The sequence below is a fragment of the Collinsella sp. TM09-10AT genome, from assembly GCF_003436275.1.
In the GTDB taxonomy this organism is placed as follows: domain Bacteria; phylum Actinomycetota; class Coriobacteriia; order Coriobacteriales; family Coriobacteriaceae; genus Collinsella.
In genome coordinates this window covers 42687-63997 of the sequence record NZ_QSOP01000009.1, presented here as the reverse complement: position 1 = coordinate 63997, position 21311 = coordinate 42687, and the positions used below count along the sequence as shown (strand labels likewise).

The window sequence follows — 21311 nt, the reverse complement described above, 5'->3', positions numbered from 1 at the left end:
CGTGCCGAGACTCAACGTGATGGGCGAGCTCAGGGCGATCCTCGAGTCCGCCCTGGGCGGCGTGCCCGTTCAGGTCGGCCTGCCCGCCGAACGGCCGGGGACCGTCGTGGTGGTCCGCCGGTGCGGGGGCGCGCGGCAGGACGCGCTCGTGGACTCGCCGCAGGTCGAGGTCATCATGTGGGCCCCGACAGAGGCCAGGGCCGAGGAGCTCGCCGAGCTCGTGGGCGACGCGATGTCGCGCCTGCCGTTCGCGCGGGGCTTCTGCGCCTGCGAGGAGCTCGAGATGCGGACCGACTACGACTACCTCGCCCGGTCCCCGCGCTGGTACGCGCTGTACCGACTGAAGACATACCAACCGAAAGAAGGATAAATGGCATCCAACAACGAAGAGGCCAAGATCGCCCTCGCGTCAGAGGACGCGACCCCCGCGGCCGACATCGACCCCTCGCTCGTAACCACCGGCTCACCCGTCGAGGGCGGCTGCGTGTACACGAGCTTCAAGGCGGGTGCGGCGCTGCCCACCGACGCCGTGGCCAAGATCTCCACGCTCACCGACCTCGTGTCGCTGGGCGACCTGTCGCCCGACGGCTTCACGGCCTCCAAGGGCGTGACGGTCAACGAGTTCAAGGGCTGGCACCAGTCCATCGTGCTCACCAAGGTCTCCGAGGAGAAGCACCAGTACAAGATGGTCTTCATCGAGTCCGTCCGCTCCTCCGTCGCCAAGCTGCGCTACGGCGCCGACAACGTCGAGACGAACGAGGACGGAACGTTCAGCCACATCAAGGCCGTCGCCAACTCCGACGTGCGCGTCCCGCTCGTCATCGACGAGCTCGAGGACACGGGGTACCTGCGCCGCACCGTCATCCCGCGCGTCTCCATCGACTCCTGCGACGACGTCGAGCACAAGCCCGGCGGACTGGTCCAGTACGGCTTCACCTTCACGGTCCTCAAGACCGCGGACAAGCCGCTGTTCGACATCTACCGCGCTAAGCCCGCCGCGTAGACAGGGCCGTAACGAGAACGCCGCCCCGGTTTTGCCGGGGCGGCCCTTTATCTGGGAGGAAAGATGAACAAGGACTACCTGGCAATGATGGACGAGGGCGAGCTCGAGGCATACGCCAAGGTCCTCGGCTTCACGACCGCCGCCGCGCAGACGGCGGCCGACAAGGCGAAGCTCATCGAGCAGAAGCGCGGCCGCCGCGCCGAGCTGACCGTGCTCGGCATCGCCATGAGCATCCCCGTCAAGCGCGCGCACGACCGCCGCTTCATCGACGCCATGAACAAGGAGGACCGCACGACCGAGGAGCTCGACGGGGCGTTCCGCTTCCTCCTCGGCGACGAGCAGTACGCGAGCCTCATGGAGGCCGTGACCGAGGACGACGGCACGCAGGACGACGACGCGCTGGGCTACGCCTACAACAAGCTGCTCTACTCGGCCGAACTAAAAAACTTCTAGAGCTCGCCGACCTCGAGGAACGCCACCTGCCCCTGCTCAGGCACGACTTCAGGGTCCTCTACGGCTGCTGCTACGACGAGGTCGGCGCCGCCGAGGCGTACGACCTCGTGAGGACGCTGCCGGACGGGTCGCTCACCGTGGCGGCCCTCCACCCGGAGCGCAGCTGGACCCAGGAGCAGCACCTGACGGCGGACGTCGTGGACAGCGTCTACGCGGCGGCGACCGCGCTGTGCGGCGGCAAGGCATCGGAAGCCCCGAGGGTGCCCCGCCCGCGGGACGTGGCCGCCGCCGGCGCCGCGGTAGAGCGCGCGGCGTCGGTTCGTGCCCGCATCGAGAACACCGAGTGGGTGGAGGTGACGGATGGCTGAGATCGGACGCGCGGACCTGCTGATCGTCCCCAGGTTCGACAACCTTACCAAGTCGGTCGAGTCCGCGCTCGGCAAGTGCGAGGGGCAGGCGAGCAAGTCCGGCTCCAGCCTCGGCAAGAGCACGGGCTCCGGGTTCGGGAAGGGGCTGGCCGGCTCCGGCGCGATGATAGGCGCCTTCTCGACGCTCACGTCGAAGGCCATGGACTCCATCTCGTCCCATGTCGGGTCGGCGATCAGCCGCTTCGACACGCTTAACAACTACCCGAAGGTCATGCGGTCCCTCGGGTACTCCGCCGATTCCGCCAACGCGTCTATCGGCAAGATGTCCGACCGCCTGTCGACCCTGCCCACCAGGCTCGACGACATGGTCTCGGTCGTCCAGGGCATCACCGCCACGGTCGGCGACCTCGACAAGGCCACCGACGTCGGACTCGCGCTCAACGACATGCTCATCGCCTCGGGCAGCTCGACCCAGCTGTGCGCGGCGGCGATGGAGCAGTTCCGCCAGATCCTCTCCAAGGGCAAGCCCGAGATGGAGGACTGGCGCTCGCTTACGACGGCCGCGCCTGGCCAGATGGACCAGCTGGCGAAATCCATGCTCGGCCCCACGGCAAACGCCAACGACCTGTACGCAGCGCTCGGTGGCGGGGGCAAGGACCCGACCATCACGCTCGACCAGCTCATGGACAAGATGGTCGAGCTCGATACGCAGGGCGGCGCGAGCTTCGCGTCCTTCAAGGACCAGGCCGAGACCGCGGCCGGCGGCGTCCAGACGAGCATCCAGAACATGTCGAACTCCGTGACCAAGGGCGTCACCGGGACGTTCGAGGCGATCGGCAGAAACAACATCGCCGGGGTGCTCGACGACGCGAAGGGCGCCGTGAACGGCTTCTTCAAGGTCGTCAACGGCGGAGTCTCCGCATCGATGCCCCTGGTCAAGCAGCTCTACGGCGGGTTCAAGGGCCTGGCGCCCGAGATCGTCTCGGGCGCGGCGGGCATCGCGGCGTGGCAGAAGGCGGTGCCCGTCCTCTCCGGCGTCGCGAGCGGCGTGGGCAAGGCCACCGAGGCGTTCAAACTCGCCCGCGGGGGCGCCGGAACATTCGCCGAGTCGCTCGAGGCGGTGGGCATCGGCTTCAATCCGGTCGCGATCGGCTGCACCGTCGCGGCCGCCGGCATCGGCATACTCATCGAGAAACAGGTCGAGTGGCAGGCCCGCACGGACGCGCTCAACAAGGCCACGACCGGCCTGGTCGACGCGGCCTCAAACACCGTGGCGCTCGATTCCTACGCCGGCAGGGTCGAGAATGTAGGCAAGAAGTCCAGCTTCTCCGCCATGTCCGTCGACGAGCTCGCCGAGTCGATCGGCAAGCACGTCGACGCCATGAACGAGAACACGAGGGCCGCCGAGTCGCAGATCGCGCAGCTCAACACCGCGCAGCAGATCATCGACAACTATGCCGGCAAGACCGACCTGTCCACCGACGCCCAGGGCAGGCTCACGTGGGCGCTGCAGCTGCTCAACGACCAGCTCGGGCTCAACATCTCGGCGCAGGACGTGGCGAACGGGCAGTACGTCGACGCGGACGGCAACGTCAAGAACCTCAAGCAGTCCATCGACGAGCTCGTCGCATCCAAGAAGAAAGACGCCGAGGTGAGCGCCCTCACGGCGAACCTCACCGAGGCGTACCAGGCGCAGTCCGAGGCGGCAAACACGCTCGCCTCCAAGACGAAGCCCTACCAGGACCGCCTGAAGGAACTCGCCAAGACCTACCCGGAGCTCACCAAGGGCGAGCTCGAGGCGCTCGCCTGCACCGAAAAGGTCGGCAGGGAGTACAACGAGGCGAAGAAGCAGTTCGACTCCGCCTCGGAGAGCATCGACGTGCTCAACGGCAAGCTCGGAGACGCCGCGCTGACCTCGCAGGAGGCCGGCAGCACCTTCGAGCACTTCGCCCAGGCGCAGCTGACGCTCTTCCAGGCGCAGCTCTCGGCCAACGGCGAGACCCTGTCCGCCGTCTCCGGCTCTCTCACGCAGCTCGGCGTCGACACCGAGCAACTGGCGAGCCTCAGCGACGACCAGCTCGCCAAGCTGGCTCAGGACTACGACGGTACCGCCCGCTCCATCGTCGACGACCTCGACGGGTGGGGCGTATCGATGGACGAGGGCGCCGCCTCGACGGTCCGCGCCGCGAGCCAGATCCAGGCCGCGCTCGAGGACATGGGCGGCAAGTTCAAGAAGGCGTTCTCGAAGGAGAACATCGACTTCGGCGCGTTCTCGGACGCCTGCGCCGCCGCCGGCGTGTCGACCGAGACGCTCAACAGCATCGGCTCCGCCAACCTCGCCGCGCTCGCCGGCAACTTCAACGGCAACATCGACCAGATGGTGTGGGCCGTCCAGAACTACAACGCGCAGCCCATCGTCGACAAGAACGGCAACGTTACCGTCAACCAGGCCCAGCTCATGGACGCCCAGGGCAACGTTTACACCTGGAACGGCTCGCAGCTGATGGACAAGAACGGCGTCGTCGACGTGAGCGTCGGCGACCTGCGCGACGCCCAGGGCAACCTCGTGACTTGGAACGGCACGGCTCTCCAGTCCAAGAGCGCCAAGACAAAGGTCGACAAGAAGGAAGTCGACAGGGCGCAGACCTCGGTGGACAAGCTCAACGGCACCAAGCTCAAGAGCAAGGAGATGACCGCCAAGGCGAGCTACGGGACGCTGCCGAAGTGCCAGTCTGCGATGCAGGCGGTGATGAACGAGCCGTTCCACTCAAGGTCGGCGACGATCACCACGACCTACGTGACCGTCAACAGGACGCGCAACGAGAAGGCCGCAGGCGGCATACGGCACGCCGATGGCGGCATCCGCATGCACGCGCACGGAGCCATCGTCGACGCGCCGGTGACCGGCTACCCGCTCGACTGGGTGGGCGAGGACGGCGCCGAGGCAATCGTGCCGCTCACCAACCGAAAGTACTCGGAGCCGTTCGCGGCGACCATCGCCGAGCAGATGGCAAAGCTCGGGGGCCAGCGCGGCGACGTCTACAACATCTACCTCGACGGGTCGGCCCTCGAGGTCGACGAGCGCGTCGCGGAGGCGCTCAGGGCGCTGGTCTCCGAACTCAAGAGGACCGTCAGGACCGGAAGGGGGTAGCAGATGGCATCAGCGCAGACGACCAGGGGAGGCGTGACGTACTACACCGTCAACCTCTCCACGTCCGTGTCGAACGTGAACGACACCACGGCCCGCATCTACTGGACCGCCACCGTCGACTTCGGAGACTGGTACTACTACGGCGTGCGCCTGCACGTCAAGGTCGGCGGCGTCTGGCGCGCGTCGGGCGACGGCTACACGACCTCCTCCTGGAAGCGCGCCGTCACCGTCAGTGGGTACACCGACGCGGAGCGCAAGGACAACGACTACGACGTCTGGGTCGAGGCGTACACCGAGTCCGTGGCAGTCAACGGCTACGGCGGGGTCGGCGCGACGACCTCCTGCGGCGAGGGCGCCAGGATCGGCAAGGTCCCGGCATACGAGCCCGCGGCCCCGACCGACCTCAGGGTCACGCGCTCGACCGACGGGACAACCGAGCTCGAGTGGGTCAACCACCCGGACGACGATGCTAGGAAGTACTACGACGGCATCAACGTCTACCGCCATACCAACGGCGGCGACACCGAGAACCCCTACAACAGCGTCACGATCTCCAACTGGCGCGACACGTCGACATCGGCAAACAATTACTACGACTACGACGTAAGGGCGCGCTGGCGAGGCGGCACGTCGGAGAGAACGAGCTCCGTGCGCGTCTACAAGACGCCCTCCCCACCGGCATCGGTCTCGCTATCGCGCTCCGGCGACGGCGAGGTCTCGCTGGTCGTCAGGGGTCCCGATATCCCGTTCTGGATTAGCGGCTTCGATGTCCGCGCGACCTCCGACGGCGGCAGGACCTACAAGCCCCGCGCCCTTACCGCCGACAGACAGGAGCCGGGCGTCTGGACCATGACCGACCCGTCTGCCGTGGCGGGAGAGAAGGTCGTCTACGAGGTCCGCACCTACCGCGAGGGGCCCGTGGCGGGCGCGGGGGACACCGTCTTCTCCGCGTGGACGGCATCCAACGCAGTGGCGACGATCTGCCCGCCGTACGCGCCCGCCGTCTCCGGGGTCGACCCCGCCTACCCGACTGGGTCGACGGCGACCATCGGCTGGACGCGGAACCACCCCGACGGGACAGCCCAGACGGCGGCGCAGATTGAGCTGGTCGGGCCCGATGGCAAGACCGTCCCGCACCACATCACCGGGCCCGCGTCGACGACATCCCTGACCCTGTCCGCGAAGGGCACCTACCGGCTACGCGTCCGCACCAAGGGCGCCGACCCCTCATGGGGAGCGTGGTCGGAGTACGCGGTGTTCAGGGTCGCCGACCCGCCGCAGGCGTTCTTCACGACCCCCGCGGAGGACGGCGAGGCCGTCGTCGAGCTCCCGCTGCGCGCCGCCTGGACCGCTGTCGACGAGACCGGCATCACCTACCAGCGCCTGAGGCTGCTGCGCGGCGGCTCCGCGGTCACCGACACATCGGTCGCCGCGGGCGCGCGGTCGCACTAGATCGCCTCCGGCCTGGAGAACAGGTCCGCGTACGTCCTCGAGCTCACCGTCCGCGGCGGCTCGAGCCTGTCCACGACCGTCACCCGCTCGTTCTCGACCGACTGGCTCGTGCCCGCCACGCCCATCGTCAACGTCTCCTACAGCGACGCGCTCGCAGCCGTCGTCACGGTGCGCGACGGCATCTCGGAGTTCTCCGTCAGGGACCACAAGCTGCGCGGCCCCATGGCCATGACGCCCGAGGGCAACATCCGCATCAGGGGCGGCATGTCCATAAAGGGGACGCGCGCAACCGTCCACAGCCTCCCGCCGTGCGCCTCGTTCGATATCGAGCGCGTGCTCGCGGACGGCTCGAGGCTCCTGCTCGCGAGCGGCCTCAAGTCCGGGCAGAGCGTCATCGACCGCCTGCCGCCGCTCAACGTCGGGTTCTCCTACGTCGCGCGCGGCTACGCGGCCTCCGGAACCACCTCGACGACCGAGGTGGGGACCGTGTGCCCGTGCGACGGGTTCGCCCTCAACTTCGGGCCGGACGCCTCCGAGGTCGTCGTGGGCGACAGGAACATGGGCGGCCCGCCGCAGTACTCGGCGAGCCCCGAGCGCGAGCGCGACCAGTTCCACTTCGTCGGCGGCGGCCTGCCCATGGGGTTCGAGAGCGGCAACCTCTCGATGAAGGAGTCGATGGAGTTCACGATCGAGGAGGACGACTACCTGCGCGTCCGCGGCCTGTTCGGCCGCTACGGAAGCGCCTGGGTGCGACCCCATCTGGGCGACCGCGGCTTCGCCGCCGTCACGGGGACGCTCACCAGGTGCGCGCCTGAGGACTACAGGGTGTCCGTATCGACGAAGAGGGAGCGATGGAGGGAGCCCAACGGTGTCGGATGATATCTGGCTCGCGTCGTTCAGGACCTCCTACCGGTACGCCCGCGTTTCGCGGTCGACCGGCCTGGAGGCCGGCGCCATCGAGTGCTTCACCGGCGGGAGCATCAGCCGCAACCAGGACACGGACACCTATGAGTCCGCATCGCTGGACTACGTCGGCAGGCTCGACATGGGCAACGACTTCGTGCGCATCTACCTCGACGCGGAGGACCCGATCTCGGGCGCGTCGCGCACCGTGTGCCTGGGGACCTTCGAGTGCTCGACGCCGTCCCGCACGGTGAGCGGCGAGGTGGCGACCGGCATCGCGACGCTCTACGGCAGACTCCACGACCTCGCGAAGGACGACTTCGACGAGCCGTACACCGTGCCGGCCGGCGCAAACGCGGTCTCCGCGGCCAAGGCGATCGCGGAGGGGTGCGGGCTCGAGGTGATCGCGGAGCCGAGCGACTACACGCTGTCGACGGCATGGGTCTTCGGGATCGCCGCCACGGCGGACACGCCGGACAACAAGCTGGGCGCGGTCAATAGGCTGCTCTCCGCTGCAGGATTCAGGAGCGCGTCGACCGATGCCTACGGGCGCGTGCTGTTCAGGCGTTACCTGGAACCGGCGGCGAGGCCGATCGACCACACCTTCTCAGAGGGCGAGGACTGCCGGGTGCTTCCCGACCTCACCGACGAGCAGGACGACTTCGACGCGGTGAACGTGGTGCACGTCGACTTCGCTACCCAGGGCGAGAGCGTCAGGGGAACGGCCTCGGACGACAGCCCGCAGAGCGAGTGGTCGACCGTCTCCACGGGCCGCCGCATCGTGAAGCGGTACCAGTACAGCGACCTCCCGTCAGGGGAGAGCGTCATCGCCGGCGGCTCCTACCCGCTCGCCGGAGACGGCACCCACGACAGCGCGACCTTCAGGTGCAGCGGCGGCGGGGGGACCATCGAGACCGTCGGCGTTTCCGGGTGCCCGATCGGCGGCATCAGCCAGGCGATCCGCATCACGAAGGGGTCGGGCTCCGGCGAGATCGGCATCGCCCAGGACAAGATATTCCTCAAGAAGGGCCAGCCGTACACCGAGTCCGTTTACCTCTACGCGTCGCAGAGGGTGCAGGTGAGGGTCCAGCCAATCTGGCGCGAGGACGACGGGGGAGAGACCGCGACGGTCGCCATCGGGCCAGGCTGGACGAGGCTGTCGCTCACGGCCACCCCGGCCAAGTCCGAGGAATACAGCGCGGGCTACATCTACCTTGCCGCTAGCGCGCCGACCGGATCGTACATCGACGTAGCGCAGGTCAAGGTCGAGGAGGGCGTTGTGGCAACGCAGTTCGCGGTCGAGGCTGCGAACGAGAAGGCGGCGAGCCTGCTCGCCACCGAGTGCTCGGTCATCCGCCGCCCGATCATCACGGCGATCTTCAACCCGTCGGCGGACGTCTACTCGGCGTGCGCCATCAGGCTGCCGTCTGTCGGGATCGAGCTCGCCCGCGCCTGCATCCGGAAGATGGACCTCGAGCTCTCGATGGGATGCCCCATGAGGATCGAGCTCCGCATGTACATGAGGGGTGATGCCTCGTGAGCGCCATGCCGTCCCTGGCCGCGGACCTTGCCGATATCGTCGCCGGCCCTTCGGCGCCCGGCGTCTCGATCGCCTACGGCACCGTCGTCGCGGCGGACTCCAGGACCGTCGACGTGCGCATCGGGGGCTCGGTTGTCGCCGGCATCTGCATGACGACGTCCTGTCGGGGCGCGGCGCCCGGTCAGCGCGCCATCCTCATCGGGTCGCCGCCGCTCTGGACGGCGATCGGGATCATCGCTTGATTATCGTGCGGGCGCAGGCCCGCGGAAGGGAAGCCGCATGGCCAACAACAGCGACGGGTCCGCCGTCTACGAGGTGAAGGTCGGGGAGGACGACTATATCGACGGCCTCGACGTGACGGAGAGCGACGGTAGCATCACCACCTACCTGTTCCGCCCGGCAAACTACGACGAAGTCGAGGCGGCGCGAAAGAGGGCCGAGAGCGCCGCGTTGCTGGCGAGCAGCGCCGCAGGCACCGCAAAGACTCAGGCATATGACGCCAACGTCGCCGCCGGAGCTGCCAGAACGGCCGCCGCGAAGTGCTCGACTGCCACCGAGAACGCCAACGCCGCCGTTCAGAAGGCGAATGCCGCGAACGATACCGCAAGCGCCTCGACTGCGCTGGCGAGCAATGCGGCCGCCGCGGCCAACGGCGCGGCGTCTCATGCCGAGGCCGCCGCGAACCAGGCGCTGCAGATCGCGAACTCGGTGGCGCAGGGCGCCGGCGGCGAATCCGATATCGCGGAGCTGCGCCGTCAGAACGGCCAGCTCGCGACGATGCTCGCCGACGCGACGGGGAAGTTCATCTACATGGACGGGACCGTCTACTGCCCGGCATCCAAGGCGTCGGTGTCCGGCGACACGGTGTCGTTCGGCGGCACGTGCTCGGTCTCGGGCAGCACGGTAACCCTTGCCTAAGGAGGATAAATGGCAAATGCAAAGACACTGGTCGTCGGCGGCCAGTCGCTCAACGTCATCGACGATACCGCGCGCAGCAACGCGCAGACGGCGCTCAACAACGCCGAGTACAACCGCCAGGGCCAAATCGGCAAGTACGGCGGGCAGAACATCGCCACCATCCTGGCGGGAGAGATCGGCAGCGGCAGCGTGTACGACGCGCTGCACAAGCGAGCGGCGGTCGGCAACTTCGCGGGCCTTCGCGTCGGGGACTACATCGACGTGCCCCTCGTGAGCGCATCCGCCGTCGCGGCCCAGCAGTCCGTGCGCTTCCTGCTGGCCCACATCGACCCGTATCTTTATTGCGGCGACAACAGCAAGGGCCACCACATCGCGTTCGTGGCGTCCGCCCCAGTGGCCGTGGCAAAAACAGTGACAGGCGTGGCAAACGACAGCTTCCTGATGTGGAACACCACCAACACGAACCAGGGCACCGCCGACCAGAAATGCCCCTACCTCAACAGCAACCTCAAGGCGTGGGAGACGGCCTTCGAGGCCTGCCTGCCCGAGGGGCTGACCAAGTACCTGCTTACCCAGCGCGTCCTGCTGGAGGAGCGTTACAGCGCAAGCGGCGCGCTCAACGACTCCAACTCGTGGAGCTGGCAGGATATCGGCAAGGTGTTCTCGCTGTCCGAGATGGAGGTGTACGGATGCCCGGTGTGGGGAACCAAGGGCTACAGCGTGGGCTTCGACTGCCAGTTCGACCTGTTCCGCGACACGGCGCACCGTCTCAACGGAAATCGGTACGATTGGTGGCTGCGTTCCGTCATGGGTGGCTCGTCGTCCTACGTGTGCTGCGTCAACAACTACGGCTCTGCCGACTACTACTCCGCGACGAACGTCTGGGTTCGCCCCCGCCCCGGCTTCCTCGTCGGCTAGCCAGCCGAGTGCTCTATACTCTGCTTTTAGGCGACCGCCTTGCGCGGTCGCCTCCTGCCCGCGAAGCGGGCCGGTTTTTTCGCCAGTTTCCCCAGGAGGTGCACGTGAGCGGCGTCTACCAGCGCAACCGCGAGGTGTCCGAATACAAGTTCTTCACGCAGGCCATCGCCATCCGCGTGGAGGTCAACAAGCTGATGGCCTCGTCGTCCGTGGTGCCGAAGGCCTACCGGCTGCTCAACGCCGTGCCAACGGTGGAGACGGCGCGCAGCATCGTGCACAACGTCAACCGCGCCGACAGCTTCTACCCCAACAGCTCGTTCAACGCATTGGAGCGCAAGCGGTACCTGACGCTGGCGATAGCCGACTGCGAGCAGCTGATGCTGGATATGCAGTGTCTCATGGACATAGGCCTGCCCGTGAACGCCAACCGCTTCGAGGCACTGGCCAACATGGTCGATGAGGAGATCAAGCTGCTCAAGGGCGCGCGCGAGAACGTGCGCGTCACCGGCAAGAAATCGACCGAGGAGCGCATAGCGGAGGCCGAGGCCGAGCTAGAGCGCCTTCGTTCGCTATAATGGGTGGCGGTCCCGCCTTGTATATCGGTACAATTGGTGGCTGCGTTCCGTCATGGGTGGCTCGTCGTCCAACGTGTGCTACGTCAACAACAACGGCAATGCCAACTACAACTCCGCGACGAACGTCTGGGTTCGCCCCCGCCCCGGATTCCCTTATTGCCAGACCGAGTAGGCCCCAGAGCCGAAAGCAGAGCGCGGAGAGGAAGGAAGGCGCGACCGTCGGGCATGCGCCCGTAAATACGCACCCCGCGAGGGTGGCCGGACGCTGCTTGCATGGCGCGGCGCTCCGTGGCTTCGCCGCGTTTCATGGCCATACCTCAAGCGGCTGCCAGAGCCACACTGAGAGCCGTGCGGGGTGCCTTCTGTGAATTCCGAACAAAGGCGGGCGGCGCGCCGAAAGCGCCGCGAGGAGAAGCGCGCGAGGGCCAAGGCCGAGCGCGTGAAGGCGTGCACGCTTGAGTCCGTGGCCGACCTCAACAGCCTGTGCAGGGCGTCGAAGCAGGCTGCGCGCGGCGTGATGTGGAAGTCGTCGACGCAGCGGTACATGAAGGACTACCTGCGAAACGCCGTCAAGTCACGCCGCGACCTACTGGAGGGCCGCGACATATGCCGGGGCTTCATCCGCTTCGACCTGTGGGAGCGCGGCAAGCTGCGCCACATCAGCGCCGTGCACTTCCCAGAGCGAGTGATTCAGAAGTCGCTTTCTCAGAACGCCCTCGTACCCGCGATAGTCCCGACACTCATAACGGCCAACTCCGCCAACATCAAGGGGCGCGGCACCGACTACGCCCTGAAGCTGCTCAAGCGCCACCTGGCCGACCACTGGCGGCGGCACAGGCGCGAGGGATACATCCTTTTGGGCGACTTCTCAGATTACTTCGCCCGCATAGCCCACGAACCCGTCAAGCGGCAAGTGGCCGACGCGCTGCTGGACCCGCGAGTGGTCGCCCTCGAGCACCGCCTGATAGACGCACAGGGCGAGGTGGGCCTGGGTCTGGGCAGCGAGCCGAACCAGATATGCGCGGTGGCCCACCCCAACCGCATCGACCACTACGTGGTCGAGATGCTGCGCCCCGAGGCCTACGGGCGCTATATGGACGACTTCTACCTGATCCACGAGAGCAAGGAGTACCTGCAGGTGTGCCTGCTGCTGATAGGGCGCAAGTGCGCCGAGCTGGGCATAGAGCTGAACCCGCGCAAGACCCGCGTGGTGAAGCTGTCGCGCGGCTTCACGTGGCTGAAGAAGCGCATCTTCTACACGGAGACGGGCCGCATAGTCGTGAAGCCGTGCCGAGACTCCATAACGCGGGAGCGCCGCAAGCTCAAGAAGATGGCCCGCATGGTCGCCGATGGCATCATGACCCCCGAGCAGGTTGAGCGGAGCTACCAGAACTGGCGCGGCGGCATGAAGCGGCTGGACGCGCACCGCAGCGTGCGGGCCATGGACGCGCTGTACCGCAGCCTGTTCGAAAATCTCGCGCGGGAGGGGGGGGGTGCTCAATGCAGGCCAACCCGAGGGACGATTCAAGCGGAGGCAAGCCCTCGCAATAGCGGAGAACCGGCAACTCAAAGCAGCGGCCTAAGCGAAGCGGCCGCGAAATAACAGAAGCATCGAAGGCGTGCCGCGGCGCGCCTTCTTTCTTTGCGCCCATCGAAGCGGCCCGGCAATCTCACGGCGCCAATACGATGGCGACACATTCCCCGACAAGAGAGGAGTCCGCATGGACACTGAGGAAGACATGCCGCGCCCCAACGAGCTTCAAGACGGCACCATGGCCAAGGTCAACGCCCTGCGCGATCTGCTGTCGCAGATCGGCGACCCCGACGCGGCGCACGACGCGGGCGTTATCGACGATGACGAGTACGTTGAGCGGAAGGCGCGAAAGCTCGCCTACACCGCGGCCGTCGCCGCCTACGGAAAGGGTGAGGCCCCGGACGTGGACAAGCTGCTTGAGCAGATGCGCGAGAAGGTCGCCGAGCCCAGCCAAACCGAGACCAACACGGCAAACATCGACTACCTGATGATGACGGTCGGGGGTGAACAGTAATGGCGGTACGCGTCAAGGCTGCAACCACGGTGGCGCACTCGAAGAACTATGACAAGGTGAGGCGCTACTACGAGCGCGGCCTCTGGACCAAGGCCATGGTGCATCGAGCCGTGGACTGCAAGTGGATCACATGCGACGAATATGAGGAGATCGTCGGAGAAGAGTACGCGGAGGAGGTTTAGGGTGCCGGCGCTGAGCATCGGGGAGGCAACGTCGGTCCTCTCGGCCGCCGTTGTGATTGTCACGTTCTTCATCGGGCGCGTCTCCGTATCCAAAACATCGTCTGCCAAGGAGCAGCGGACCGAAGACAAGCTCGACAGCCTTTGCGGCGACACGAGCGAGATCAAGGACGGCGTCAAGGAGATCAACCGCAAGCTCGACGACCACGGCGAGCGCCTCACGAAAGTCGAGCAACAGGTCATCACCTTGTTCAACCGGCTCGACCGCGTCGAGAAGAATTACGACCTGCATCACGGTATCGGCGGGTCAGATTAGGAGCTGAAAAATGAAAATCAACTGGGCCCTTCGCTTCAAGAATAAGCAGACGCTCGCGGCATTGGCCGCCACCGTAATCAGCGCAGCCTATCAGGTGCTCGGAATCCTCGGAGTCGTGGCGCCTATCTCTCAGGGGTCGCTCATCCAGCTCGTCGGAATCATCCTGACCGTTCTCGCCGGCTTCGGCGTGATCGTCGATCCGACCACCAAGGGCGCGTCGGACTCGAAGCGTGCCATGTCGTACAGCGAGCCCCATGCCGCATATGACGCCAAGGCGGTTGAGTAGGCCATGGCCATCACACAGCGCGAGGCCTTCGCGCAGGTCATGGAACACCTCGTCTCCCATGATGGGGGCGGCGGTCACGGATACTCGCAGGCCAACCGCATGGGGGACGGAACGACCGAGACGATTTGTCTGTCCGACGGCACCACCGTCACTATTGCCGGTGGCGATCGCGACTGTTCCTCGGCCGTAGTGACCGCCCTCCGCGCGGTCGGCGTCAATACCTTCGGAGCCTCGTATACCGGAAACATGCGGGAGCAGCTGCTCAAGACGGGTCTTTTCGGCTGGCGTAAGATGGGCGTCAAGTCCGCCCAGCGTGGAGACATCTACCTCAACGAGAAGTGCCACACCGCCGTGTGCGTCTCTCCCTATGGATCAGCTCGCGGCGACCTCTTGGCCCAATTCTCCATTTCTGAAAAGGGGACCGTCACCGGCACCAAGGGCGACCAGACCGGGCGCGAGTCCAACATCAAGGCGTACTACAGCTACCCATGGGACGGCACGCTCTACTGGCTTGGCGACGGCAAGACACTGAATGGGTCAAATACGGAAGTCGCGGACAATACGGTCCCGAGCCTCGGAGACACGCGATATTTCGGCCCGAAGATGGCCAAGGAGCTGCAACGCCAGCTCGGCACGACTGCCGATGGCGTGATCTCCGGTCAATGGCCGGCGAATGAGCGATACCTTTGGGCATGCGACCGCGGCGTAATCGAGTACGTCAAGGGCGGGGTTGGCTCGAATGCCGTCCGCGCCCTGCAGGACAAGGTCGGATGCAAAGTCTATCCCGTGGTCGGCGGTGTTCAGGCGCGACAGATGGGTTCGGGAACGGTCTTCAAACACCAGCAGTGGCTTATCGCTCAAGGTATCTCGTGCGGATCATCGGGTGCGGACGGATACCAGGGCCGCGACACCAACGTCGCCATCGGCCAAGCGCTCGTCAAGCAACTCTATCGATAGGTGTGCATATGAATCCGTTTGATATCTGTTTTATTGTCGGCGCTGCTGCAGGACTGCTGACCGGTCTTCTCGGATGGGCAATCGTGCGCGTCGGCAGCCAAAAAGACTTTAGAAATTGATAGATGCAGCCCCTCCCCGGCATGAACTGACGGGGAGGGGCTTTATGCATTGCCGGGTATCCGTCAATATCCGTTCTGCAATGCAGTTTCAGTGCGGTGAGAGAGTGTGGAAACATAACTACCTGCGATTTTGCTGCTACAAGGCACTCCATAACATCACGTTCAAGACTCTTAATCCCAAGGTCCAGGGTTCGACCCCCTGACGGCCCACCAAAGATTGTTAAGACGGTCAACTTCGGTTGGCCGTCTTTTTTATTAACCTCGCATGAGGCTGAACCCGTAAGGGCACAGACGCTTTACAAGTCGAGCCTGCCCTGGGGGTCGGTGAATCCGTCTGTACCCTCCTTGAGCTTTTTCTCGTCTGCTTTCACGCGACGTTCGAGCTTCTTTGTATCTTCGGCAGGCGGTAGGTTCTCGGGTACAATTCCGCGGTCGATGAGGCTGCCACGCACGCTTGTGTTGTTCTCGACGTGCTCTTGCTTGATCTTGTCCAGACCGTACAGGTCGTGTTCCTCGGCGTTGAAGGCCGTCATCGAGTTCGTAAGGTCCTTTGCTTTGATGAGGACATCGGCTAACCTGTCCGCCAATGCCGCGCTCTTGGGTATGCCGAGCTGCTGCTTCATTTCCGCCGTGCTTCTGCCGCCGAATAACGCTTCATCGCCCTTCGACTTGATGATCGCGAATCCTTTGGAGTCCACGCCGCGTTTGAATGCAATACCCGAGAGCTGTTTCTCTGAATCGGATAGCGAGTGGCGCGCCTGTAAGCGCTGAATCTCTGCGAAGCGCTGCTCTATGAGCTCTTGGCGGCGCGTCTGCACGGCAAAGTATGCTTGGGCGAGTGCAATCTCTGGCTTGTTTGAATCTCCGTTCTGGGCGATTAAATAGCATGCATAGCGCGTAAGCTTGTAGTCTTTAACCGCACGAGCGGCGACACCGGCAGTTACCATTTTCGTGGTGTCACGAAAATGGGAATCAACTGGAGTTTTATTTGTTTCGCACGAGACTTTTGCCCTCTTAACAACTTCGGCGAAGTTCTCCCATCGAGTGTATCCCATGGGTTCCATTAAATCGCGTGCGAGCCAATACTCAACGCCGTCTTCCACATTGGCGTAGCTATCAAGTTTGACACGCCACTTCTCGATATCTCTACTGTCCATATCTCCTCCTCGCTGGTCTATTGTCTATGCAGGCTTTGCACGCTCTGTATTCGGAATAAGGATACGCTGCCGTGCGGACACGAATGGGCCCCGTGCCACTTCGAGCTCACGGGGCCCATAGATATCGATTAGTTGTGTTCTGCTTTAGATAGGTGTCCAGTTTAATTCGCTCGATAGTGCGAGCCCAGGCTTTCGGTTCGGTTGCGCATGGCTTTGACCATTTCCTGTGCTAGTTGAATCTGCGACTGTATGCGGGCGAGCGCAGCGATTTCGCTGTCGTTGGCATGCGGCTTATTTAGAGCTGTGGCATCATCTTGAATGTTTTCAAGCTCGTGTAGTGCCTCGGATAGGCCTGTTTCGGTCCTGTTGATCATGCAATAGGTGCTCATCGTGTGCCTTAGGCTGTGTGTCAGGCGTTCGGCATCTGTTGCGGCTATGCCGTACTGGGGGAGGGCGATATCCGCCTTCAGGGCTGTCTCGGGCTCTTTCTGTGCTGCTTGGGCTGCCGATGCGCCTGCGATGCGCCCGAACACGATGCCGTTGGCGCTTGACAAGCCACCAATGCGGTCGGCGCCGTGCATGCCGCCTGTCGCCTCGCCGCAAGCGTAGAGGCCCTCAACGCCCGTTTGCGCGGTCTTATCGATCTTGATGCCGCCGTTAGCGGCGTGGGCATACATCGCAACGCGCATCTCGTCAGTCGGGGCGATGCCGTGCTCGTCTTGCAGCCAGGTGGCAAAGGTCTGCACAAACTCTGGGACATCCTCGCGGGGAAAGTCGTAGTGGAGTGCCAGGCCTTCGACACCTGCCTGATCGATGACGAGATCGATGGCGCTGGAAGCCAGGCGCGAAGTGAAGGGACCGTATCCGGAGCGTTGCTCAAGCAGGTCGTCCAGCTTGTCGTCGGCAATATCTACCGGCTGGTCTACATGTACGTAGCGCCAGGTTTTCTCGTTGAAGACCAGGTTGCGCTTGGGCTCGATGAAACCGGGCATCATCTGCATGAACTCTATATTAGTAAGTGTTGCGCCGTGCGCCAGCGCGATGGCCTGCGAGGAGCTGAGCACATCAGCCGACGTAAGGCTGCGCTCGAACAGGCCGCCTGTGCCACCGGTTGCGATGATCGTGGCCTTGGCAGCAAAGGGCACGATTCGATTTTCGGTGAGGTCGTAGAGCACGGTTCCGGTTATTCTACCGTTCGTGTCCTCAACAAGGTCGATAAGCTCATAGCGGGGGAGCAGGCGAATGCCGAGTGACTCGATTCGGGTCGTCAGAGCGTCCTCAAGGGGCTTGCGGGTGAGGCCGCGCCACATGCGCGTCTTGTGGTCAAAGCAGGGGATAAACTGCTTTTGCTGGGCGCTCTCGGCATTTTGTGGGCGTTGAAGTTCAACACCCAGATCCCGTTCGAGCCATGTAATTGCCTGGGGAATGCCGCGGACAAACGTCTGGACAAGCTCGGGGTCGGCGACGCCGCCACCAACGGTCTGGATGGTGTCGATGAGGTCTTGTTCGTCGTCTTCGTTAACGGGTCCGATAAGCCCCAGGCCCCAGGTTCCGGGGAAGAAGCTCGATCCACTCATAGTCTTGCCGGCGCTTGCCACAGTGACGGTTGCACCCGTGCGTGCCGCTTCGATGGCGGCGCAAAGTCCCGCAATGCCAGATCCAATTACCAGTACATCAGTCGATTCCATCGGATTCCTTTCTCGTCCGGCGCATTGTCGCACGGGTGATCGGCAATGGGGCCGCAAAGACTCGGCAAATCGGTAAAGGGCACATATGGCAGGTGGGCGTCATGGGCGTTCTGATGCTCCATTTCATCACATCTCGTATATCGCCCCAACTGATATATTGGCGTTAGCCACCCTGCAGCAGCGCAAACAAAAAGAGCCGCTACCTCGAAAGGTAGCGGCTCCAAAGCTCAACTATATGAGCATCGCACGGGCGCGATTAGGCCTTGAGGGCCTCCTCGACGGCGACAGCGCAGGCGACGGTGGCACCGACCATGGGGTTGTTGCCCATGCCGATGAGACCCATCATGTCGACGTGCGCAGGCACGGAGGAAGAACCGGCGAACTGGGCGTCGGAGTGCATGCGGCCCATGGTGTCGGTCATGCCGTAAGAGGCAGGGCCGGCGCCCATGTTGTCCGGGTGCAGGGTACGGCCAGTGCCGCCACCAGAAGCGACGGAGAAGTACTTCTTGCCAGCCTCGAGGCGCTCCTTCTTGTAGGTGCCAGCGACGGGGTGCTGGAAGCGCGTGGGGTTGGTGGAGTTACCGGTGATCGAGATGTCGACGTTCTCGTGCCACATGATGGCAACGCCCTCGCGGACGTCGTCGGAGCCGTAGCAGTTAACGGCAGCGCGGGGACCATCGGAGTAAGGGATGGTCTCGACGACCTTGAGCTCGCCCGTGTAGTAGTCGAACTGGGTCTTCACGTAGGTGAAGCCGTTGATGCGGGCGATGATCTGGGCGGCGTCCTTGCCCAGACCGTTCAGGATAACGCGCAGCGGCTTCTTGCGAGCCTTGTTGGCGTTCAGAGCCAGGCCGATAGCACCCTCAGCGGCAGCGAAGGACTCGTGGCCGGCCAGGAAGGCGAAGCACTCGGTGTCGTCGGAGAGCAGCATAGCGCCCAGGTTGCCGTGGCCCAGACCGACCTTGCGGTCCTCGGCGACGGAGCCGGGAACGGTGAAGGCCTGGATGCCCTCGCCGATGATGGCGGCAGCCTCAGAAGCAGTCTTGGCGCCACGCTTGACAGCGAGAGCGCAGCCGAGGGTGTAGGCCCACTCGGCGTTCTGGAAGGCGATGGACTGGGTGTTGTTGACGATCTCACGCGGGTTGAAGCCCTTGTCGGTGCAGATCTGCAGAGCTTCCTCGAGGGAGGCGATGTCGTTGTCGGCGAGGCACTTGTTGATCTTGTCAGCGCGGCGCTCGTAACCTTCGAACGTAACAGTCATAGTTATTTCCCTCCCTTTCTACTCGTGAACCGGGAACACGCTGGCGACGGAGTGAGTCTCCTCGTCGGTGCGCGGGTCGATGTACTTGGCAGCGTTCTCCCACTGACCATAGTGGCCCATAGCGCCAGCGATGGCCTCCTCGGGGGTCTTGCCGGCCTTGACGGCGTCGGTGAACTTGCCGAGGTTCAGGAACTCGAAAGCGATGATCTCGTTCTTGTCGTTGAGAGCCATGCGGGTGACGTAGCCCTGAGCGAGCTCGAGGTAACGAGCGCCCTTGGCCTTGGTGCCGAACATGGTGCCGACCTGAGAGCGAAGGCCCTTGCCGAGGTCGTCGAGGGAGGCGCCCACGGGCAGGCCGCCCTCGGAGAACGCGGTCTGGCTGCGGCCGTAAACGATCTGCAGGAAGATCTCGCGCATAGCAACGTTGATGGCGTCGCAGACGAGGTCGGTGTTGAGGGCCTCGAGGATGGTCTTACCGGGAAGGATCTCGGAAGCCATGGCAGCAGAGTGGGTCATGCCCGAGCAGCCGATGGTCTCAACGAGGGCCTCCTCGATGATGCCGTCCTTGACGTTCAGCGTGAGCTTGCAGGCGCCCTGCTGAGGTGCGCACCAACCCACACCGTGCGTAAGACCGGAGATGTCGGAAATCTCCTTAGCCTGGACCCACTTGCCCTCCTCGGGGATGGGTGCGGGGCCGTGGTATGCACCCTTGGCAACGGGGCACATGTTCTCCACTTCCTGTGAGTACTGCATGCCTCTCCTCTCTATCGTGTTGGCGTCCCGTCTGGGGGTCGTGGCTGGCGATTGCCGGGCGACCCTTCGAAAGGGACATGACATGCAGCCCCTATAATACCGCGAAATGCACGGAATATTCGGCGAACGGCTCAGTTTTCGTAGCGAGAAGTCCGGAAGTTTTAATTGAAACGGTTTAACTATATGTTCTGTGGTCGCGAATTTCCGTAGAGGGGGTTCGTCTTGGGCAAGCTTTTGGTCAGCTCTTGTATGCGTTGCGGGGTCTGACCTGTTGCAACGGTGCCGTTCGCCGCCCGTTTACTGCCTTTGGCCGCGCGAGTGTATTGTTTTGCGTGAATGTTTTGATGGCACGCTTCAATCGTGCTGTATTGGATGGCAATCAGATCCCGGCGAAGGGAGCGCCATGCAGCGCGTTTGGAGAACGGTTACCGGCTTTTACCATGTCTGTGCCCGCGGTGTGGGCAAGCAGCTCATCTTTGAGGGCGATGAAGACCGGTGGGAGTTTTTGGAGCTGATGCGTGATTGCTGCCGCGAGGCGGGCGTGACGGTTGTAGCCTGGTGCCTTATGGGCAATCACGTGCATTTGGTGTTTGCAGATTACGAGGACGCGATGAGCGCGGCGATGCACCGGCTGCTTTTGACGTACGCGCGGCGGTTCAATAAACGCACGGGGCGCACGGGCCATCTGTTCCAGAACCGTTTTGACCGGCGCTCGCTCGATACCGACCGTTATCTGATGGCTGCCATTCGCTATGTTCACGCTAATCCGCAGGAGGCGGGTATCGCCCTGATCGAGCGTTATCCCTGGAGCAGCTTTGCCGAGTATCTTCGAGCGTATGACAACGATATGACGAGGGGATTTTCGGATCCTTCTTGTGTGCTTGAGCTCTTTGAGTCTGCCAAGGGGTTTCTGGATTATTCTCTGTCGATGCCCGATGGTTCCGATCCGGTGATTCACGATATGGATGAGACGGAGTGGGAGCGGCGTGCGTTTGCCGACAAGATGGCGAAGCGCCTGGGTGTGCCGCTCAACGAACTCAAGACCGTAGCGCCCTCGCGGCGAGACGGAATCATTTTCGCTCTGCACGATGGCGGCTACACGGTGCGCGAGATCGAACGGTATACGGGAATCAGCAAGAGTACCGTCTCTCGTATCGTGCGCGCTTATGCGCAGGTAAAGGCTCAGGCTGAGGGCTCGGAATAGAAAATGGCCGAACCACTCTTGTCAAGCGATTCGGCCAATAAAATTCTTAAGATTTGGGACAA

23 protein-coding genes and 1 pseudogene are annotated in these 21311 nt (G+C 63.9%); 20 read left to right on the top strand and 4 right to left on the bottom strand.

The window, feature by feature from the left end; genetic code table 11:
- Position 1: 1 nt before the first annotated feature.
- From DXD77_RS05295 to DXD77_RS05210, 19 genes and pseudogenes are all read left to right on the top strand, one after another.
- A complete protein-coding gene (locus tag DXD77_RS05295; protein ID WP_117648027.1) occupies positions 2 to 370 on the top strand; it encodes a hypothetical protein in 369 nt (122 codons plus the stop codon).
- Positions 371 to 1003, top strand: a complete 633-nt coding sequence (locus DXD77_RS05290) for a hypothetical protein (RefSeq protein WP_117648025.1) — start codon at positions 371 to 373, stop codon at positions 1001 to 1003.
- A gap of 63 nt (positions 1004 to 1066) precedes the next feature.
- Complete coding sequence (locus tag DXD77_RS05285) at positions 1067 to 1456, top strand: hypothetical protein (protein ID WP_117648023.1); 390 nt, start codon at positions 1067 to 1069, stop codon at positions 1454 to 1456.
- A gap of 107 nt (positions 1457 to 1563) precedes the next feature.
- Positions 1564 to 1824, top strand: a complete 261-nt coding sequence (locus DXD77_RS05280; RefSeq protein ID WP_117563917.1) for a hypothetical protein — start codon at positions 1564 to 1566, stop codon at positions 1822 to 1824.
- Positions 1817 to 4975 carry a tape measure protein gene (locus tag DXD77_RS05275; protein WP_117648021.1) on the top strand — a complete coding sequence of 1053 codons (3159 nt, stop codon included), beginning with the start codon at positions 1817 to 1819 and terminating at the stop codon, positions 4973 to 4975. The genes DXD77_RS05280 and DXD77_RS05275 overlap by 8 nt, the downstream gene beginning before the upstream one ends.
- 3 nt (positions 4976 to 4978) lie before the next feature.
- Positions 4979 to 6427: a fibronectin type III domain-containing protein gene (locus DXD77_RS05270; protein WP_117648020.1), complete on the top strand. Its 1449-nt coding sequence runs from the start codon at positions 4979 to 4981 to the stop codon at positions 6425 to 6427.
- A 108-nt stretch (positions 6428 to 6535) separates the two neighbouring features.
- Positions 6536 to 7306, top strand: a complete 771-nt coding sequence (locus DXD77_RS05265; protein WP_117648018.1) for a hypothetical protein — start codon at positions 6536 to 6538, stop codon at positions 7304 to 7306.
- Positions 7296 to 8870, top strand: a complete 1575-nt coding sequence (locus DXD77_RS05260; protein ID WP_117563914.1) for a hypothetical protein — start codon at positions 7296 to 7298, stop codon at positions 8868 to 8870. The genes DXD77_RS05265 and DXD77_RS05260 overlap by 11 nt, the downstream gene beginning before the upstream one ends.
- Positions 8867 to 9112 (top strand): hypothetical protein, encoded by a 246-nt coding sequence (locus tag DXD77_RS05255; RefSeq protein ID WP_040359421.1) that lies wholly within the window; start codon positions 8867 to 8869, stop codon positions 9110 to 9112. Before DXD77_RS05260 ends, DXD77_RS05255 begins: the two co-directional genes overlap by 4 nt.
- A 112-nt stretch (positions 9113 to 9224) precedes the next feature.
- Positions 9225 to 9788, top strand: a complete 564-nt coding sequence (locus DXD77_RS05250) for a hypothetical protein (protein WP_158549094.1) — start codon at positions 9225 to 9227, stop codon at positions 9786 to 9788.
- 9 nt (positions 9789 to 9797) lie between these two features.
- On the top strand, positions 9798 to 10706 hold the full coding sequence (locus tag DXD77_RS05245; protein WP_117648016.1) for a DUF6273 domain-containing protein: 909 nt from the start codon (positions 9798 to 9800) through the stop codon (positions 10704 to 10706).
- A 104-nt stretch (positions 10707 to 10810) separates the two neighbouring features.
- The gene (locus DXD77_RS05240; RefSeq protein WP_233506743.1) at positions 10811 to 11281 is read left to right on the top strand and encodes a hypothetical protein; all 471 of its coding nucleotides are present in this window, start codon (positions 10811 to 10813) and stop codon (positions 11279 to 11281) included.
- Positions 11282 to 11315: 34 nt separating this feature from the next.
- Positions 11316 to 11453 (top strand): annotated as a pseudogene (locus DXD77_RS10655) (DUF6273 domain-containing protein); the annotation flags it as partial.
- A gap of 192 nt (positions 11454 to 11645) precedes the next feature.
- Positions 11646 to 12884, top strand: coding sequence for an RNA-directed DNA polymerase (locus DXD77_RS05235; protein ID WP_233506742.1), 1239 nt, complete (start codon positions 11646 to 11648; stop codon positions 12882 to 12884).
- A gap of 118 nt (positions 12885 to 13002) precedes the next feature.
- On the top strand, positions 13003 to 13329 hold the full coding sequence (locus tag DXD77_RS05230) for a hypothetical protein (RefSeq protein ID WP_117563910.1): 327 nt from the start codon (positions 13003 to 13005) through the stop codon (positions 13327 to 13329).
- Positions 13329 to 13511: an XkdX family protein gene (locus tag DXD77_RS05225; RefSeq protein WP_117563909.1), complete on the top strand. Its 183-nt coding sequence runs from the start codon at positions 13329 to 13331 to the stop codon at positions 13509 to 13511. The genes DXD77_RS05230 and DXD77_RS05225 overlap by 1 nt, the downstream gene beginning before the upstream one ends.
- A 1-nt stretch (position 13512) precedes the next feature.
- Complete coding sequence (locus tag DXD77_RS05220) at positions 13513 to 13824, top strand: hypothetical protein (RefSeq protein WP_117563908.1); 312 nt, start codon at positions 13513 to 13515, stop codon at positions 13822 to 13824.
- Between the two features lie 10 nt (positions 13825 to 13834).
- On the top strand, positions 13835 to 14110 hold the full coding sequence (locus DXD77_RS05215; RefSeq protein WP_006235548.1) for a phage holin: 276 nt from the start codon (positions 13835 to 13837) through the stop codon (positions 14108 to 14110).
- Positions 14111 to 14113: 3 nt separating this feature from the next.
- Positions 14114 to 15067, top strand: a complete 954-nt coding sequence (locus DXD77_RS05210; RefSeq protein ID WP_006235549.1) for a hypothetical protein — start codon at positions 14114 to 14116, stop codon at positions 15065 to 15067.
- 415 nt (positions 15068 to 15482) lie between these two features.
- Here DXD77_RS05210 and dinD read toward each other — a convergent pair whose 3' ends face one another.
- The 4 genes from dinD to DXD77_RS05190 all read right to left on the bottom strand — a co-directional run bounded on the left by dinD (position 15483) and on the right by DXD77_RS05190 (position 20045).
- The gene (gene dinD / locus DXD77_RS05205; RefSeq protein ID WP_089572018.1) at positions 15483 to 16343 is read right to left on the bottom strand and encodes a DNA damage-inducible protein D; all 861 of its coding nucleotides are present in this window, start codon (positions 16341 to 16343) and stop codon (positions 15483 to 15485) included.
- A gap of 161 nt (positions 16344 to 16504) precedes the next feature.
- Entirely contained in the window at positions 16505 to 18031 is a 1527-nt protein-coding gene (locus DXD77_RS05200; RefSeq protein WP_117563907.1) for an FAD-dependent oxidoreductase, read from the bottom strand.
- 256 nt (positions 18032 to 18287) lie between these two features.
- Positions 18288 to 19292 (bottom strand): GGGtGRT protein, encoded by a 1005-nt coding sequence (locus tag DXD77_RS05195; protein ID WP_117563906.1) that lies wholly within the window; start codon positions 19290 to 19292, stop codon positions 18288 to 18290.
- 18 nt (positions 19293 to 19310) lie between these two features.
- Positions 19311 to 20045 carry an iron-sulfur cluster assembly scaffold protein gene (locus DXD77_RS05190; RefSeq protein ID WP_006235554.1) on the bottom strand — a complete coding sequence of 245 codons (735 nt, stop codon included), beginning with the start codon at positions 20043 to 20045 and terminating at the stop codon, positions 19311 to 19313.
- 403 nt (positions 20046 to 20448) lie between these two features.
- Here DXD77_RS05190 and DXD77_RS05185 point away from each other — a divergent pair, with 403 nt between their 5' ends.
- On the top strand, positions 20449 to 21249 hold the full coding sequence (locus tag DXD77_RS05185; RefSeq protein ID WP_117563905.1) for a transposase: 801 nt from the start codon (positions 20449 to 20451) through the stop codon (positions 21247 to 21249).
- Positions 21250 to 21311: the final 62 nt, after the last annotated feature.

What these genes read in the sequence shown, in the direction of transcription:
- DXD77_RS05215 (WP_006235548.1), top strand. Translation starts at nt 13,835, where the DNA reads ATGAAAATCAACTGGGCCCTTCGCTTCAAGAATAAGCAGACGCTCGCG.
- DXD77_RS05200 (WP_117563907.1), bottom strand. Translation starts at nt 18,031, where the DNA reads ATGGAATCGACTGATGTACTGGTAATTGGATCTGGCATTGCGGGACTT.
- DXD77_RS05195 (WP_117563906.1), bottom strand. Translation starts at nt 19,292, where the DNA reads ATGACTGTTACGTTCGAAGGTTACGAGCGCCGCGCTGACAAGATCAAC.
- DXD77_RS05185 (WP_117563905.1), top strand. Translation starts at nt 20,449, where the DNA reads ATGCAGCGCGTTTGGAGAACGGTTACCGGCTTTTACCATGTCTGTGCC.
- DXD77_RS05285 (WP_117648023.1), top strand. Translation starts at nt 1,067, where the DNA reads ATGAACAAGGACTACCTGGCAATGATGGACGAGGGCGAGCTCGAGGCA.
- DXD77_RS05245 (WP_117648016.1), top strand. Translation starts at nt 9,798, where the DNA reads ATGGCAAATGCAAAGACACTGGTCGTCGGCGGCCAGTCGCTCAACGTC.
- DXD77_RS05290 (WP_117648025.1), top strand. Translation starts at nt 371, where the DNA reads ATGGCATCCAACAACGAAGAGGCCAAGATCGCCCTCGCGTCAGAGGAC.
- DXD77_RS05230 (WP_117563910.1), top strand. Translation starts at nt 13,003, where the DNA reads ATGGACACTGAGGAAGACATGCCGCGCCCCAACGAGCTTCAAGACGGC.
- DXD77_RS05210 (WP_006235549.1), top strand. Translation starts at nt 14,114, where the DNA reads ATGGCCATCACACAGCGCGAGGCCTTCGCGCAGGTCATGGAACACCTC.
- DXD77_RS05190 (WP_006235554.1), bottom strand. Translation starts at nt 20,045, where the DNA reads ATGCAGTACTCACAGGAAGTGGAGAACATGTGCCCCGTTGCCAAGGGT.
- dinD (WP_089572018.1), bottom strand. Translation starts at nt 16,343, where the DNA reads ATGGACAGTAGAGATATCGAGAAGTGGCGTGTCAAACTTGATAGCTAC.
- DXD77_RS05270 (WP_117648020.1), top strand. Translation starts at nt 4,979, where the DNA reads ATGGCATCAGCGCAGACGACCAGGGGAGGCGTGACGTACTACACCGTC.
- DXD77_RS05225 (WP_117563909.1), top strand. Translation starts at nt 13,329, where the DNA reads ATGGCGGTACGCGTCAAGGCTGCAACCACGGTGGCGCACTCGAAGAAC.
- DXD77_RS05275 (WP_117648021.1), top strand. Translation starts at nt 1,817, where the DNA reads ATGGCTGAGATCGGACGCGCGGACCTGCTGATCGTCCCCAGGTTCGAC.